The organism is Haloarcula sebkhae (assembly GCF_014647415.1).
In the GTDB taxonomy this organism is placed as follows: Archaea; Halobacteriota; Halobacteria; order Halobacteriales; family Haloarculaceae; genus Haloarcula; species Haloarcula sebkhae.
Genome location: NZ_BMPD01000002.1, coordinates 684023 through 698305, shown reverse-complemented (window position 1 = coordinate 698305; position 14283 = coordinate 684023). Strand labels below are relative to the sequence as shown.

Annotated in this window: 16 protein-coding genes; 11 read left to right on the top strand and 5 right to left on the bottom strand. The window is 62.3% G+C overall.

The window, feature by feature from the left end:
* Positions 1–341: 341 nt before the first annotated feature.
* Positions 342–2429 (bottom strand): hypothetical protein, encoded by a 2088-nt coding sequence (locus IEY38_RS09590; protein WP_188977290.1) that lies wholly within the window; start codon positions 2427–2429, stop codon positions 342–344.
* Between the two features lie 154 nt (positions 2430–2583).
* Between IEY38_RS09590 and glyA the strand changes: the two genes are divergently transcribed.
* From glyA to IEY38_RS09570, 4 genes are all read left to right on the top strand, one after another.
* Positions 2584–3831, top strand: a complete 1248-nt coding sequence (gene glyA, locus IEY38_RS09585; protein WP_188977287.1) for a serine hydroxymethyltransferase — start codon at positions 2584–2586, stop codon at positions 3829–3831.
* Between the two features lie 81 nt (positions 3832–3912).
* On the top strand, positions 3913–4503 hold the full coding sequence (locus tag IEY38_RS09580) for a hypothetical protein (protein ID WP_188977286.1): 591 nt from the start codon (positions 3913–3915) through the stop codon (positions 4501–4503).
* Positions 4504–4578: 75 nt separating this feature from the next.
* Entirely contained in the window at positions 4579–5472 is an 894-nt protein-coding gene (locus IEY38_RS09575; RefSeq protein ID WP_188977284.1) for a bifunctional methylenetetrahydrofolate dehydrogenase/methenyltetrahydrofolate cyclohydrolase, read from the top strand.
* The gene (locus IEY38_RS09570; protein WP_188977281.1) at positions 5473–5955 is read left to right on the top strand and encodes an NUDIX hydrolase; all 483 of its coding nucleotides are present in this window, start codon (positions 5473–5475) and stop codon (positions 5953–5955) included. It begins immediately after the preceding gene.
* A 4-nt stretch (positions 5956–5959) separates the two neighbouring features.
* Here IEY38_RS09570 and IEY38_RS09565 read toward each other — a convergent pair whose 3' ends face one another.
* Entirely contained in the window at positions 5960–6679 is a 720-nt protein-coding gene (locus tag IEY38_RS09565) for a DUF7117 family protein (RefSeq protein ID WP_188977280.1), read from the bottom strand.
* A 59-nt stretch (positions 6680–6738) separates the two neighbouring features.
* On the opposite strand from IEY38_RS09565, the gene IEY38_RS09560 reads away from it, so the two are divergent.
* Entirely contained in the window at positions 6739–6885 is a 147-nt protein-coding gene (locus IEY38_RS09560) for a hypothetical protein (protein ID WP_188977279.1), read from the top strand.
* Positions 6886–7133: 248 nt separating this feature from the next.
* On the opposite strand, the gene IEY38_RS09555 is transcribed toward IEY38_RS09560, so the two are convergent.
* On the bottom strand, positions 7134–7346 hold the full coding sequence (locus tag IEY38_RS09555) for an amphi-Trp domain-containing protein (RefSeq protein ID WP_188977278.1): 213 nt from the start codon (positions 7344–7346) through the stop codon (positions 7134–7136).
* A gap of 258 nt (positions 7347–7604) precedes the next feature.
* On the opposite strand from IEY38_RS09555, the gene IEY38_RS09550 reads away from it, so the two are divergent.
* Together IEY38_RS09550 and IEY38_RS09545 are read left to right on the top strand one after the other, a co-directional pair.
* Positions 7605–7880 carry a PadR family transcriptional regulator gene (locus tag IEY38_RS09550; protein ID WP_004518082.1) on the top strand — a complete coding sequence of 92 codons (276 nt, stop codon included), beginning with the start codon at positions 7605–7607 and terminating at the stop codon, positions 7878–7880.
* Positions 7881–7994: 114 nt separating this feature from the next.
* Positions 7995–9278: an MgtC/SapB family protein gene (locus tag IEY38_RS09545; protein ID WP_188977370.1), complete on the top strand. Its 1284-nt coding sequence runs from the start codon at positions 7995–7997 to the stop codon at positions 9276–9278.
* Here IEY38_RS09545 and IEY38_RS09540 read toward each other — a convergent pair.
* The gene (locus IEY38_RS09540) at positions 9275–9601 is read right to left on the bottom strand and encodes a hypothetical protein (RefSeq protein ID WP_188977277.1); all 327 of its coding nucleotides are present in this window, start codon (positions 9599–9601) and stop codon (positions 9275–9277) included. The genes IEY38_RS09545 and IEY38_RS09540 overlap by 4 nt on opposite strands.
* Positions 9602–9759: 158 nt before the next feature.
* Here IEY38_RS09540 and IEY38_RS09535 point away from each other — a divergent pair, with 158 nt between their 5' ends.
* Positions 9760–11625 (top strand): sensor histidine kinase, encoded by a 1866-nt coding sequence (locus IEY38_RS09535; protein ID WP_188977276.1) that lies wholly within the window; start codon positions 9760–9762, stop codon positions 11623–11625.
* A 121-nt stretch (positions 11626–11746) separates the two neighbouring features.
* A complete protein-coding gene (locus IEY38_RS09530; RefSeq protein WP_188977274.1) occupies positions 11747–12682 on the top strand; it encodes an HhH-GPD family protein in 936 nt (311 codons plus the stop codon).
* Positions 12683–12722: 40 nt separating this feature from the next.
* Here the strand turns inward: IEY38_RS09530 and IEY38_RS09525 are convergent, their stop codons facing one another.
* On the bottom strand, positions 12723–13262 hold the full coding sequence (locus IEY38_RS09525) for a GNAT family N-acetyltransferase (RefSeq protein ID WP_188977272.1): 540 nt from the start codon (positions 13260–13262) through the stop codon (positions 12723–12725).
* A 248-nt stretch (positions 13263–13510) separates the two neighbouring features.
* Between IEY38_RS09525 and glmS the strand changes: the two genes are divergently transcribed.
* On the top strand, positions 13511–13957 hold the full coding sequence (glmS, locus tag IEY38_RS09520) for a methylaspartate mutase subunit S (protein ID WP_005534263.1): 447 nt from the start codon (positions 13511–13513) through the stop codon (positions 13955–13957).
* A gap of 127 nt (positions 13958–14084) precedes the next feature.
* Positions 14085–14255, top strand: coding sequence for a hypothetical protein (locus IEY38_RS09515; RefSeq protein WP_188977271.1), 171 nt, complete (start codon positions 14085–14087; stop codon positions 14253–14255).
* The last annotated feature ends 28 nt before the right edge of the window (positions 14256–14283 follow it).

Here is a 14283-nt window from a genome sequence, read left to right as displayed (position 1 = left end):
ATTTTACCGGCCATACTGTGTTGATTTCGCCAACAATCCGACAACACCCACCAGCGAACAGCGATAAAATATTGGTCAGTTGTCCTAAGCAGAAGCCGTTAGACTCACGGACTGAACCACTTGCCCCACTCGTTAACGTCGTGTAAATCTGATTGAACCAGTGGCTGGTGTCACTGTTGCCTTCCCGCCAGAAGCCAGGACCTGGGTACCGGATCAAATCTTATCTTTGGTGTCAAAAGTTCTTGTAGGACATTGTATTGCCGCGACCACTCGGTCGGCCAGTTCGAAAACAGACGGCGGCCGTTTCGGTCTATGTCGACCGTCTGGTATCTCTACCGTCCTCAGAAGTCCGTCCGGAGACGCGCAGCCAGATCGTCGGACCAGTGAAACTCCCCGTCGTAGATGACAGGCAGCGAGGTCTGGCCCAGTGCGTCAGCCAACTCCGTAGCGTCGAGCGAGTGGCTCGTCTGTTCGCCGTTCAGTGCGGCGCTGTCGTCGAACGGCAGGCGGTAGCTCTCACCAGGCCGTTCCGGAGACACGACCGTACACTGTACGTCGAACCCTGTCTCCCCCTCAGAGAGCCAGACGACGGCCGGATGTGCAGGAGTAGGAACGATTGAATAGGTCCCGTCGCCGACAACCGCATAGTCCTTGCACATCATTATTCGCCGGCGAGCGAGTTCCAGCGCTCGCTGAATGCTGAACCCGTTACTGAGCAGGCGTGCGAAGGCGGTCCCGACCAGAGCGGCGTGCTTGTCCAGCACGTCGGTGAGTGTCACTGCGCCGGCGACCGCACCCTGTTTGACCAGATCAAGCCCTTCATCGTAGGAGCCACAGGCGTTCAGGAAGAACGTTTGCGTTCGGGCTTCCGAGAGCGACGACAGCGACAGATTACCGTCGGGGCAACGCAGTCCCGCCTCGTCGCAGTGGCCGATGAAGTGGACGAAATCGGTCGGTTGGCGGAACACGTCGGCCAGTTCGTTGACCGACAGCAGTTCGCTGACCCGCACGTCCATTGGGAGGTCCGCTGCCCGATATATTTCCGTGACTTCTGTGTGCTCGTCGGCCATCTCCTCGTCGTTGAGGACGACCGCGACCTGTTGACTGTCGGTGTCACGGTTCTGACTCCGGTAGCGGTTCACGTACGCTTCCGGCGGCGTTTTGCAGGCGTCTATCGGGTTCCCCGGAGCGAGCCACGAGTGCAGTTGGCCCTCGCGCAGGTTCGGCTCGATGACTGGCGGGCGCTCGGTCGATCCGCGACTCAGATACGAATCCGCGAGCGTTCTGTCGAGCAGTTCATCCTGGTCGAGTCGGGAGCTGTCTGGCAGGTAGATGAGACTGAGCCGGTCAAGGAGGAAGGGCAGATAGCGGACCCGCTCCGGCTCTGGCGAGACGTACGTCGAGAGGGGCCACTCAGGCAGAATCGAATTCACGGCCTCGTCCGAGACCTCGATGTACCGTTCGAGTCGGCCGGCCGGCGACAGCGACCGAAGCGTATCCGGGTCGAGCGAGAGCGCCGACGTGATACGGGGGCCGCTCTCGGCCGGGTCGACGCGTCTGACCTGGCAGTCGAGATAGAACACCTTTCGAAGCAGCGCTGCGACGCCGGCCTGTAGCGATGGCCACGCGTCGAAAGAGAGGTGTACTGACGTGTCTTCGGCCGTCAACAGTGCGGCATCCCGTGACTCGACCACCACTTCGGCCCCGAGATAGTACGCCAGCGGTGCGCTGACGAGCAGTTCCGCCTCGCACTCCGGAACACGGAGCGTGATACCAGTCTCGGGACGGTTCTGCCGAACCGTTTCGGGAATCCGGGTCGTCTCGCCGGTCGTGACTATCGGCGGGTGCCCGCGGAGTTCCGGGTGCGAGCGGGACGGCTGCATCGTGTGATGAGCGCCGCTCAGATGTGTGATCGCCGTCGCGAGCCCCGTGGGCGTCGCGGGGACCTGCAGATGCGGCCGCTCCGCGTTCGTCTCCCAGACGAACCCGACGGTAATGTTCGTCGGCTCTTTGAAACCGAGCACAGTTGTAATACCGGCCGAGTGGAGCGACGCCGGACCGTCGAAGCGAACGTGGATCCGAATGTCGTCTACGACGCCCAGCGGCGATTCCCGGTCACTATCCGCAGCACGGGCCTGCATCGTCAACAGGTACTCTCCGTCCTCAAGCGTTGTCGGTGAATCAACTGTCCCAGCATCGGCGTCAGTGTCAACTCGGGTTACCGTGGCACTCACCGCCGGCAGCGCCAGTTCGGTGACAGACCCGCGGTAACAATCGTCGACACGCCGTGGTAGCTGCTCTCCGTCCGTACTCTCTCTGTCGTGTAATTGGTGCACCAGTGCGGTCGGGTCGACCGTTTCCCCATCCCAGTCCAGCGTTTCACCGCCGTCCCGGCCCACCCGCTCGCCTGCCACCCCCCAGGTGACCATGTGTGGATATGTGGAACGTCATCTGATATATACGTATGGTTGTCAGCACGCCGTCACCGCCCACCATACCCGCGGTACCAAATGAGGAACAATAACGCTACACACGCGTGGGTCAAAGGGTAGATTATTGTCGTATCGGTCCTGACTCGGATACATGAGCTACGAAACCGTACGGGAAGCGGACCCGGCAGTCGCGGACGCTCTGGAGGGCGAACGAGGCCGGCAGAACGATACGCTGGCGATGATTGCCAGCGAGAACCACGTCAGCGAGGCTGTGATGGAGGCACAGAGCTCCGAACTGACGAACAAGTACGCCGAGGGCTATCCCGGTGAACGCTACTACGGCGGCTGCGAGTACGCCGACGACGTTGAGGGGCTCGCTATCGACCGCGCAAAGGAGCTGTGGGGCGCGGACCACGTCAACGTCCAGCCACACTCCGGCTCACAGGCCAACATGGGCGTTTACCTCGGCGTCCTTGAACCCGGCGACAAGATCCTCTCGCTTGACCTGACCCACGGCGGCCACCTCTCGCACGGCCACCCGGCGAACTTCGCCGGCCAGGTGTACGAAGTCGAACAGTACAAGGTCGACGAAGAGACCGGCTACATCGACTACGAAGGTCTGCACGACCACGCAGAGGAGTTCGAGCCGGACATCATCGTTTCGGGCTACTCTGCCTACCCCCGAGAGGTCGACTTCGAGCGGATTCAGGAAGCCGCCGATGCGGTCGACGCCTACCACCTCGCGGATATCGCTCACATCACTGGTCTCGTCGCCGCCGGCGTCCACGAGTCGCCGGTCGGCGTTGCCGACTTCGTCACAGGCTCGACGCACAAGACCATCCGCGCTGGTCGCGGTGGCATCATCATGTGCGACGAGGAGTACGCCGACGACATCGACAGCGCGGTGTTCCCCGGCTCGCAGGGCGGCCCACTGATGCACAACGTCGCCGGCAAGGCCGTCGGCTTCGGTGAGGCGCTGGCCCCCGAGTTCGAGCAATACGCCGAGCAGACCGTCGACAACGCCGTCGCTCTCGGTGACCGACTCAAGGAACACGGTCTGGACTTGGTCTCCGGCGGGACGGACAACCACCTCGTGCTCATCGACCTCCGGCCGTCCCACCCCGACACCACCGGCAAAGAAGTCGAGGAAGCGCTGGAGGAAGCCGGTATCGTCCTCAACGCAAACACGGTACCCGGCGAGACCCGCTCGGCGTTCAACCCCTCGGGCATCCGCGCCGGCACGCCTGCGCTCACCACCCGTGGCTTCGACGAGGACGCCTGCCGCGAGGTCGCGGATCTCATCTACAAGGTCGTCGACGCGCCCCATGACGACGATGTCGTGGCGGAAGTCAGCGACCGCGTGGACGAGATGACCGACGAGTACACGCTGTACGAATAGCGACAGAAGCGGTCACCCGCGGTGCTGCTATCCGCACACTTCGCGACTCACTTTTTATTGTTTCCACCCGACGCGTCCGGTATGCCCCGCACAACTCGACGCCGGATGCTCTATGCACTGTGTGCCTCCCTCTCGACAGTCGCCGGCTGTACGCAGTTCGAGGTCGAGTCGAGAGAGGAAACCGGACACAGCGATGACAGCGGGGGCGAGTCCACAACAGCGGCTACGGTGTCAGAGACGGATGCTGCCGCTGCGACAGACGAGCGGGCCACTGCTGGCCAGACGCCCGATGCCGAGGAAATCGATCTGCGGGAGGCCAACGTCGTAGGCGTCGATGTCAGTGACGAGGGCGGCGGCGACTACCGCTTCGACGTAACTCTCTATCACGATGACGACGGCGAGGACGGCTATGCGAACTGGTGGCAAGTCGAAACGCTGGCCGGCGACCGACTCGGGCGCCGGGAGCTCCTGCACGCTCGCTCGACGGGCCCGTTCACCCGTTCGGAGACGATTACCGTTCCCGACGACGTTGGCTGTGTCGTAGTCCGGGGGCACGACCAGACCCACGGGTACGGCGGGCAAGCGATGACGATGGCTGTCCGGAGCGGCGCGACGCGGGCTATCCAGCAGGGAGCCGAGCGGCAGTCGGTCGCCGAGTCGGACTGTCCCTGAGTGGGAGCGTGCCAGCCTGTTGTGGCTGACTGAAATCCGGGACGTTCATACCGCCCCGCGCCGCCGTTATACCTAATGACAGAGATTATCGACGGCAACGCCGTCGCACAGTCGATTCGGGACGATCTGGTCGCGTCCATCGACCGCCTTGCCGACGCCGGCCACCGCCCGTCGCTGGCGACGGTGCTGATGTCCGAGGACCCGGCCAGCGAGACGTACGTCTCGATGAAGCAGGACGACTGCGAGGAGGTCGGTATCGAGGCCATCGACATCGACATCGACCCCGACGCGGACGCCGCCGAACTGTACGACACCATCGAGGACCTCAACGCCGACGACGATGTGAACGGTATTCTGGTCCAGATGCCGGTCCCTGACCACGTTGAGGACAGGTCGGTCCTGCGAGCCATCGACCCGATGAAGGACGTCGACGGATTCCACCCGGAGAACGTCGGCCGACTCGTGGCCGGCGACGCTCGGTACAAGCCCTGCACACCCCACGGCATCCAGAAACTTATCGAGAGTGCCGGCGTCGATACCGAGGGCAAAGACGCCGTCGTTGTCGGCCGGTCGGACATCGTCGGCAAGCCGATGGCGAATCTGCTCATCCAGAAGGCCCCCGGTGGCAATGCGACGACGACGGTGTGTCACTCCCGCACCGAGAACCTCGCCGAACGGACGCGCAACGCCGACATCCTCGTCGCGGCGGCCGGCGTCCCGGAGATGATCGACGGCGAGATGGTACAGGAAGGTGCGACAGTCATCGACGTGGGCATCAACCGCGTCGACGCAGACACGGAGAAGGGGTACGAACTCGTCGGCGACGTCGAGTACGAGAGCGCGAAGGAGGTCGCTGGCGCAATCACGCCGGTCCCCGGCGGCGTCGGCCCGATGACCCGCGCGATGTTGCTGTACAACACGGTCAAAGCGACGGGCCTGCAACACGACATCGACGTCGACCTCCCCTGAATGCCGTCGCTTGCGGCCTTCGAGGACCGTGACGTGCTCACTCGCCAAGTGACCAGAGAGACTGACGCGGCGGGCGTAGACGGCGTCTGTGCCCGTGCCGACCGCGGCCTTCGCTGGGCGGTCGGCGCGCTCGTCACCGACCCGGCGGACCGCCTGCTACTCGTCTACGAGGACGACATCTGGAAGCTCCCGGGTGGCGGCGTCGAAACCGGCGAGACACGGCAGGAAGCGGTGCGTCGCGAAGTACGCGAGGAGACTGGTGTCCGTATCGCCGTCGACGAATTGGCTGCCGTCACCGAGGTCACAGTGACTGACGGCGACCGCGAGGCGACGTTCTTTTTCGGAACCTATCGCGGGAAAGCTGACTCGACGACGCTCGCGTCGGACCCCGGCCTCGACGACGAGGGAATCGAGAATGCGGCGTGGAAGGCGTCAGTGCCGTCGGACTGCCTGGACGAGTCGCTTGTACGGCGGCTCCGGTGACCGCTTAAACCGTATCGTCCTCGATTCCGGTGAGCCAGTTTTCAGCTCTGACGAAGGCGCTCTCGTCGCCGGTGATGTACGACCCCAGGTCCCGCGCCGCATGGACGAGGCGGTTCGCGTCCGCGGGGTCGACATCGCCGTCTAGTGCCTCGATGCGCTTCCGATGGTCGCGAATCCGCCCGGAGAGCTGTCGTGCGGTCGGTTCCGGATTGGCGTCCAGATACGTCCGCACGTCCCGCTGATAGCTGTCGACGACAGCCGCCATCGCTAGCCCGTACGGCACTCGAAGGGCCGACGGGACCTCGTCGACGGCCGGACGGTCGCCGTTGTCAGCCCCGCCGAGCAGTTCGTAGAAGTACCGCTCCGCCGGGTCGCCGCTACGTAACTCTCGGGAGAGGTGTGTGCCGATGTGCTGGAGTTCGACCGCGGCGACGAACGTCGGGTCGAGCGGGCGAAGTTCGCCCGCGTCGATGAATCCCCGCTTGCGCGTGTACTCCCGGCAGCGCTCGGCGGTTGCGTCAGCGATCTCCCGCGTCGTATCCGTGTCGATTCGGCTCCGGACAGGCGTCAGATCGAGCGTAGCCGGTGTGTCGGTGTGTTCGGTGTGCTCGTCGATGCCGACACTGTGGATGCTCCCACAGTCCGGACAGGCGATGCTCCCAGTTTCGTAGTACCGCCATCGCGTGCCACAGTCCTGACACTCGCGCTCCCCGCGGACTTTCATACGTGATGCTGAGAGGCCAGCCCTCAAGATTGTTCCGTGAGGGTTGTCTACGCCAACGTATGCGCTCGGAAAACGAGATCCGTGAGCAGTACGAGTTCCTCGCTGAACAGCTAGACGACGAGGAGATGGACCACGAGCGAGTCCGTATGATGTTCACCCACTACAAGCGGGCACTTGGATGGGTGCTTGAGGAGGAACATATCTAGGTTAGTTACAGCTTACATCCGCTTTTAATTCGATAACTAACACCTGCTGGACGGGGCCGGTACTTTTAAGTTATTCTGCCCCATTCGACCAAGTGACGCTTCGCTTGGAGGGCCGAAGCGTCAGCGGGGACCAATTCAGGGCGGCAAGCGGTCGCGTTTTTCGCGACCGCTTTCCACTTACTTCGCTGCAAACGATCTAAGACGAGAGATTTCTGTTCCTCGGAAAAGGAACTGCTGGACGATACGACTTACTCGATAGACCCCTCTGTCTCTGTCGCGCTCTCGGACCACCCCGGTTCGACTCCGATGCTGAGCTCTCCGTCGCCGCCCTCCGGGCACTCGTGCTCGGCTTTCACCTCGAACTCCACCTTCGATGGCGGCGCGACGTGACCCCGTCCATGCGCTGAGCGTAATCTCGGGTCCGTCTCTCGGGGCGTCGACCATCGTTCTGAGATACGCACGGTGACGTTGCGGCCGACTACTCCCTCGGCTTCAAACAGCTATGGTTCTGCTGACTGTTTTCTACAGTGACAATTAATACTGTTGCCATCAGTTTCCGGAGAATGATGATATACTGACTGTATTTACCATATGGACAAAATGCTGACTGAGAGTCTATGTGCAGAAAATTCGACACCCCGAACTGACGAAAATATATCAAATTCTCTGGGCCGATATATTTAACAGTATAGATACTAAATCATTACATAGGTGAATCGATGCACGACTTGACAGGATTCCAGCGTGACCTTCTCTACGTGATCGCTGGCAGAGAGGAACCCCACGGCTTAGCTATCAAGGAGGAGCTTGAAGCGTACTACGAGAAGGAGATCCATCACGGCCGTCTCTACCCGAACCTCGACACCCTGGTCGACAAGGGACTAGTCGAGAAGGGGCAGCGCGACCGCCGGACCAACTTCTACACGCTCACGCGCCGCGGGCGTCGTGAGATAGACGCACGCCGCGAGTGGGAAGACCAGTACGTCGACCTATAACAACGTCGCAGCGCCGATTGTGCTGAGACCGTCGTCTCGCTGGTAGCACTGGGTCTGTGAGTCGACAGATACCGGCTGACGTGACCCCCTACCACTTTAGCCCACGCCTGCTGTATCACATCTGTGTCGACCCTCTTGCAACTATCCCCGGAGCCGATTCAGACGACTGTGTTTCGAATCCTGCTTGCGGGGGCGCTCGGGATGTTTCTCGGGCTAGAGCGGGAGTGGTCACAGAAGTCGGCCGGCATTCGGACGTTCGCGCTGATTAGCCTGCTCGCTGCGGTGTTTACGCTGGTCGAGAACCAGGCACTGCTCGTCGTCGGTGGCGTGCTGGTCATCGTACAAGGGATTTTGCTCGCAGTGCAGGGGCTCCTCGGCGATGCGGAAGACGATGGGCTGTCGCTGACCACATCTGTGTCGATGCTCGTCGCCTACGGCGTCGGGGCGCTGGTCGCACAGGGGTTCATCCTCGAAGGCGTCTCGGTCGCCGTCTTCTCGTCGCTGCTGCTGGTGCTCAAGCGGGAACTCCACTCCTTGGCGTGGGGACTCTCCCGCGAGGAACTGCGTTCGGCGACGGAGTTCGCCATCATCGCCTTCGTCATCTACCCGCTGCTCCCATCAGAACCGGTCGAGCTACCCGGCGGACTGGTCGACGTGACCGTAGAACTGCGCGTTATCTGGCTGATGGTGGTGTTCGTCGCCGGCATCGGCATCGTCAACTACGCTATCGTCCAGACGTACGGCGGTCGTGGCATCGCCGTCACCGGTTTTTTCGGCGGCCTGGCGTCGTCGACGGCGGTCGTCGGCACGATGCTCGACCACGTCCGACAGCGGCCGGACGCAACCTCGTATGCCGTTGCCGCGATTCTGCTAGCCGACGCAGCGATGGCGCTCCGGAATCTTCTCATTACCGTGTTCTTCACGCTCGAGCGTGGCGTCTTGGTAGAGGCAATCATTCCACTGGGGGCCGTTATCGTCGGCAGCGTCGCCGTCGCTGCATACACCGCCGACTGGGCTGAGACAGTCGATATGGGTCTTGAAAGCCCGTTCTCCTTACGGAATGCACTTGCCTTTGGCGGCGTGTTCCTGCTGGTCGTGGTCGCTGGGGGGTTCGCGGAGACGCAGTTCGGAACGACGGGTCTCTACATCACGTCGGCGCTCAGCGGACTGGTCTCCAGCGCCGGGGCGACGACCTCGGCCGTGTTGCTGTACCGCGGCGGCGCTATCGACGGGCCGACGGCGATGCTTGCTATCCTCGCCGCGACGGCGGCCAGTATCATGGTCAAAGCAGCGTTGACTGCCCCGGGACCGAACCGAGCCTTCGCCACGCGCGTCGCGTTCTGGAGTTCGGTGGTTCTGGGTGTCGCAACGGTGCTGGCGCTGGGGCTCTTCGTTTAAAACTGGTAGCGCCGGTCGTCCTTGTCCTGTTGCTGGGGGAAGTCGTTCCCGGTCATCTGGTCGAAGGTCATCCCCGAGAGGTACTCGTCGTACGTGCAGTCGTAACTCGATCGGAGGTGGAAATCCAGCGTTCCACGGTCGACCGTCGACTGAAACAGCATATGCACCGCGCGCCTGATGAGTTCGTCCGGGTCGTCCGGGTCGAGTGCGACTGACAGCATCGCGAGTTCGTTACGCGTCTCGCGGTCGATCGACAGCTCGAACTCGTCGTCGAAGTCGCTGTACGCCGCTTCGATATCATCCTGTAGATCGTCGAGGCTCATACGAAAGGGGACGATGAGCGCGAGGAAACCCCTTACGACTCGTCTGGGGCCGCTCCGTCGAAACACGTGTCCCTGCGAGTATTACATATGATAAATTATATCATGGGTTGAACATAACGATGGGTAGCGGTCAACTACTGACAGATTCAGATCAGATAATGACAGGTGGTGGGGACAAGACAGCAGCGTCCAGCCAGTCCGACGGGCTGCGAGAGCGGCTTCACGCAGTCCTCCCGGACGTGTACACGCGTAACTACGCGGCGAAGTTCGCTGTCGCGCTGGCAGTAATCATCGTCGTACTCGCAGCCGTCGGCTTCGGTAGTTACTCCCTGATACAGGAACGGGTCGTCAGCGACGCGGCGACGGATCTTGAAACGTCGGCTACGCATCGTGCCGACAGTATCGAGCAGTGGCGATCAACCACCGAGACGGAGGCAATCGCTATCGCAGCCTCAGGGGTGTACGGCACTGGGACGCCCGCAGATATCAGACAGTATCTTACCACAGCAGCCACGGCAGAGTCGTCACAGATTCGTTCGCTCCACTACGTCTCCACCGTTGACGACTCTCAGATAGTCGTCGCGAGCACTGGGACGAGTACAGAAGGCCGGTCTCCGTGGGCGGTCGAACCCGCGTGGGAGTCTCCCGTGATGGCGGCGATGAACGACACCACAGATACCGAGACAGTAGTACAATCGACGGCATATGCGGACGGTGACGGCCACTCGATGGCGTTCGTAACGCCCGTCTCCGATGGCGACGGAGTACTAGTGCTGGTTGCCCGGGTCCCAATTGAGCAGCTTGACGATGGGCGCAGCGGGTTCGAGACGCAACTGTTCACCGGGGACGGGGACCCGCTTATTGACGGTCAGAGCAGTTCCGTACCGATCAGTCAGGACGGCCTCCGGGCCGCAACAGCGGGCCAAACGACGACTATCGAAACTGGGTCCCATGTCACAACGTACACACCTGTCAACGGCACGTCGTGGGTGGTCGCGACGAGCGCTGAGCGCGAGTCGTTGTACGGGACAGGCCGACTCGTCCGTCTGGGATTTCTCGCTGTCATCGGGACGGCAGTCGTCTCACTGGGCGTCGCAGGGTACCTTTTCGGACGGCACACGGTGCGACCGTTGGTACAGCTCCGCGACCGAACGCAGGCGATGAAACAGGGTGACCTCGGCGTCGACATCTCGACAGTTCGGAAGGACGAGATTGGGCGGCTGTACGACGCCTTCGAAAACATGCGGGACACGCTCCGGAGTCAGATCCGACAGGCCCAGGCGGCTCGTGAAGAGGCCGAGCGGTCGAGCCACGAACTCGAACGCCAGAACGAGCGGCTGGACGAGTTCGCGTCGACGCTGAGCCACGACCTCCGGAACCCGCTGACGGTCGCCCGCGGCCACGTCGAACTGCTGGCGACGCGGTTGTCGGACCCGGAGACGGACTCGGCCGACCTCCAGTCCCACATCGAGAAACTCGAAGACGCACACGACCGTATCGAGTCGATAATCGACGACGTGTTGACGCTGACGAGAAAGGGCGCAAGCGTCGAGGAGACGGCCCCGGTTCCGCTAGAGGCCGTCGTCACCGATGCGTGGGACAACATCGACAACAAACGCGCCAGCATCGAAGTCGCGGGCAGCCGAACCATCGATGCTGACCGGGCACGGCTACTGCGAGCCCTCGAGAACCTGTTTCGAAACGCCATCGACCACGTCGGCCCGGACGTGACTGTCACGGTCGGGCTGACGGAACACGGCTTCTACGTTGCCGACGACGGGCCTGGGATACCGACCGACGCGGTCGACAACATTTTCGAGTACGGCCACACGACGAGCGAGGACGGAACCGGGCTCGGCCTCTCTATCGTCAAGACCATCGCGGAGGCCCACGGCTGGCGGGTGTACATCGATACGACCTACCCCGACGGCGCGATGTTCGTGTTCGCGGACGTGTTCAGCGAGGACGAACCGGACTGGTACGGAACCGAGTTCGAGTGGGGACGATCCGACGCTGACGACTGACACTACCGGTTGTGCCTTGGGAGATGGATTCCACTTCGGGCGATGATTCTTTCCAGACGCACAGTCCTCGACGAGCAGCAACGACCGCCACGCACAAATCAGGACGGAGCCAAACGGGGGTATGACTGACCAGTCGACAGCGACGGACCGTCCGGGCGGCGTGCCCGCGGACCCGTCGGCTGTCCAGGACGCACTCGTGGAGTGGTACGAGGCGGACCACCGCTCGTACCCGTGGCGGGAGACGACAGACCCCTACGAGATCCTCGTTTCCGAGGTGATGAGCCAGCAGACACAATTGGACAGGGTCGTCGACGCCTGGGAGGACTTTCTGGACCGCTGGCCGACCGCGGCGGCGCTGGCCGAGGCTGACCGTTCGGACGTGGTGGGTTTCTGGACCAGCCACTCGCTGGGATACAACAACCGGGCGAAGTACCTCCACGAGGCGGCCAACCAAGTGGTCGAGGACTACGACGGTGAGTGGCCCCGGGACCCGGACGGCCTCAGCGATCTGATGGGCGTCGGCCCATACACCGCCAACGCCGTCGCTTCCTTCGCGTTCAACAACGGGAACGCCGTCGTCGATACGAACGTCAAACGCGTCCTGTATCGCGCCTTCGATGTGCCAGACGACGATTCGGCGTTTGAAGCGGCTGCGGGCACGCTCATGCCAGCAGGGCAGTCGCGGGTCTGGAACAACGCTATCATGGAACTGGGCGGTGTCGCCTGCGAAAAGACGCCGGACTGTGACGGCGCACAGTGCCCCTGGCGCGAGTGGTGTTCAGCCTACGAGACGGGCGATTTCACCGCGCCGGATGTCCCGACCCAGCCCGAGTTCGAGGGGAGCCGTCGACAGATGCGTGGCCGCGTCATTTCGGCGCTCAAGGAGTACGACGAACTGCAACTGGACCAGCTGGGGCCGCGTGTGCGCGTTGACTACGCACCTGAGGGAGAGTACGGCCGGGAGTGGCTCCGCGGGCTGCTTGCGGATTTAGCCGATGACGGACTGGTCGATGTCGACGACAGCGGGGGGGAACGGGTCGCCCGCCTGCAGCGGTAACCGCTTGATTTTCATATGACACGCAGGTGACTCCCCGCTGCTAGTCGTCCCCTTCTTCGGGCGATAGCTTGCGAGAATACACAGCTTCGTCGTAGGGATCGCCGCCGATAGTAAGCGTGCGAATATTCGTCCGTTCGAAGCCGAGGTTCTCGAAGAACTCCCGGCTCCGGTCGTTCGAGGCCAGGTCGAGCGCCCGGAACTGCTCGACGCCGTGTTCCAGAAAGATGTCTTCGAGTCGGTCGTACAGCGCCGTCCCGACACCCTCCCCGTGGTGGTCCGGGTGGACGTACAGCCGCAACATCGTTCCCATCGTGGGCATGGTGATACCCTGTGTGAAGCCGATGATTTCGCCATCCTGCTCGGCGACCAGGAGCGTCGCTTCGATATCGTCGAGGTCGTTGGCGGGGACGCCGCCAGCCCACCCGTGGAGCGCGCTGCCCAGCGGGTCGGCGTACCAGTCGGATATCGTCTCGTCGATGACGTCGGAATCAAGCGAGTCGTAGGCGTCGTGCCACGCCGCCCGCGCGACCCGGCGGATGCCGTCGGCGTCGGCGTCGAAGGCTCGGCGGATGGTCGTCATGCGTGTCCCGACGACGGACAGAGGGGTGGTTCCAAGCGGGCGCCACAGTGTGTGGACTGGCGCGATAGGCGGCGCAGTACCCGAGGCTCGGACAGAGGCTGAGGCGTGTCGCGTACCATAGATGCTGTGTCTATCGGTCCGTTTGTGCTATCATGGCTAATATCCTCTCCCCAGTGTGTGAACCGTTCTCACGATCTATCATGGTTTATCATTAGGTTTATGTAGTTGACACCCATTGGTGGTCTTGTATGAGGACAGTCATCCTCGGTGTCATCGGCTCCGACGCGCACGTCGTTGGGATTACGATTCTGGAGCGAGCCTTCGAAGCGGCCGGGTTCGACGTAATCAACCTCGGTGTCCAGTCGTCCCAGTCGGAGTTCATCGACGCCGCGGATGAACACGACGCCGAAGCGATACTCGTCTCGTCACTGTACGGTCACGCCGAGCAGGACTGCCAGGGGTTCCAACAGCAGATCAACGAGGCCGGGCTGGACGTGACGACCTACATCGGCGGCAATCTCGCTGTCGGGCAGGACTCTTTCGAGGAGACGCGCGAGACGTTCAAAGCGCTCGGTTTCGACCGGGTCTTTGATTCGGAAACCGACCCGGAGGAGGCTATCGAGGCGCTGAAAGCGGACCTCGGCCACCGCTCCCGCGAGGAGGCGTCGTCCGAGAAGATTCAACTCGGCTCCTGAGCCACGGACACCTTTTCCAGCCGCCCACGCTAGCGAACCACGCGCAATCCGGACTGCTTTTAGCGACTGCTATTGTCGACCACGCACAGCCCGGGGCGCTTTACGACCAGGGTGCGTAGGCTGTGTAATGTCACACATGACAGCTGAGTTGAGTGACGGCACCGAAATCAAGAACATTCACGATGTGGTCGAGGGGTCGAACGGCGTTCATCTGAAAAAAGAGGTCAGCGGTGGCGGGTTGGAACGCGTCGCATACATCCCGTATCCGAACCTCCTCTACGTGTACCACGACAACTGAGCGGTGGCCAGATACCCACCGTAGTCGT

Excerpts from the sequence above, each read along its gene's own strand:
- IEY38_RS09590 (WP_188977290.1), bottom strand. The coding sequence starts at position 2,429 with ATGGTCACCTGGGGGGTGGCAGGCGAGCGGGTGGGCCGGGACGGCGGT.
- glyA (WP_188977287.1), top strand. The coding sequence starts at position 2,584 with ATGAGCTACGAAACCGTACGGGAAGCGGACCCGGCAGTCGCGGACGCT.
- IEY38_RS09580 (WP_188977286.1), top strand. The coding sequence starts at position 3,913 with ATGCCCCGCACAACTCGACGCCGGATGCTCTATGCACTGTGTGCCTCC.
- IEY38_RS09575 (WP_188977284.1), top strand. The coding sequence starts at position 4,579 with ATGACAGAGATTATCGACGGCAACGCCGTCGCACAGTCGATTCGGGAC.
- IEY38_RS09570 (WP_188977281.1), top strand. The coding sequence starts at position 5,473 with ATGCCGTCGCTTGCGGCCTTCGAGGACCGTGACGTGCTCACTCGCCAA.
- IEY38_RS09565 (WP_188977280.1), bottom strand. The coding sequence starts at position 6,679 with ATGAAAGTCCGCGGGGAGCGCGAGTGTCAGGACTGTGGCACGCGATGG.
- IEY38_RS09560 (WP_188977279.1), top strand. The coding sequence starts at position 6,739 with ATGCGCTCGGAAAACGAGATCCGTGAGCAGTACGAGTTCCTCGCTGAA.
- IEY38_RS09550 (WP_004518082.1), top strand. The coding sequence starts at position 7,605 with ATGCACGACTTGACAGGATTCCAGCGTGACCTTCTCTACGTGATCGCT.
- IEY38_RS09540 (WP_188977277.1), bottom strand. The coding sequence starts at position 9,601 with ATGAGCCTCGACGATCTACAGGATGATATCGAAGCGGCGTACAGCGAC.
- IEY38_RS09535 (WP_188977276.1), top strand. The coding sequence starts at position 9,760 with ATGACAGGTGGTGGGGACAAGACAGCAGCGTCCAGCCAGTCCGACGGG.
- IEY38_RS09530 (WP_188977274.1), top strand. The coding sequence starts at position 11,747 with ATGACTGACCAGTCGACAGCGACGGACCGTCCGGGCGGCGTGCCCGCG.
- IEY38_RS09525 (WP_188977272.1), bottom strand. The coding sequence starts at position 13,262 with ATGACGACCATCCGCCGAGCCTTCGACGCCGACGCCGACGGCATCCGC.
- glmS (WP_005534263.1), top strand. The coding sequence starts at position 13,511 with ATGAGGACAGTCATCCTCGGTGTCATCGGCTCCGACGCGCACGTCGTT.
- IEY38_RS09515 (WP_188977271.1), top strand. The coding sequence starts at position 14,085 with ATGTCACACATGACAGCTGAGTTGAGTGACGGCACCGAAATCAAGAAC.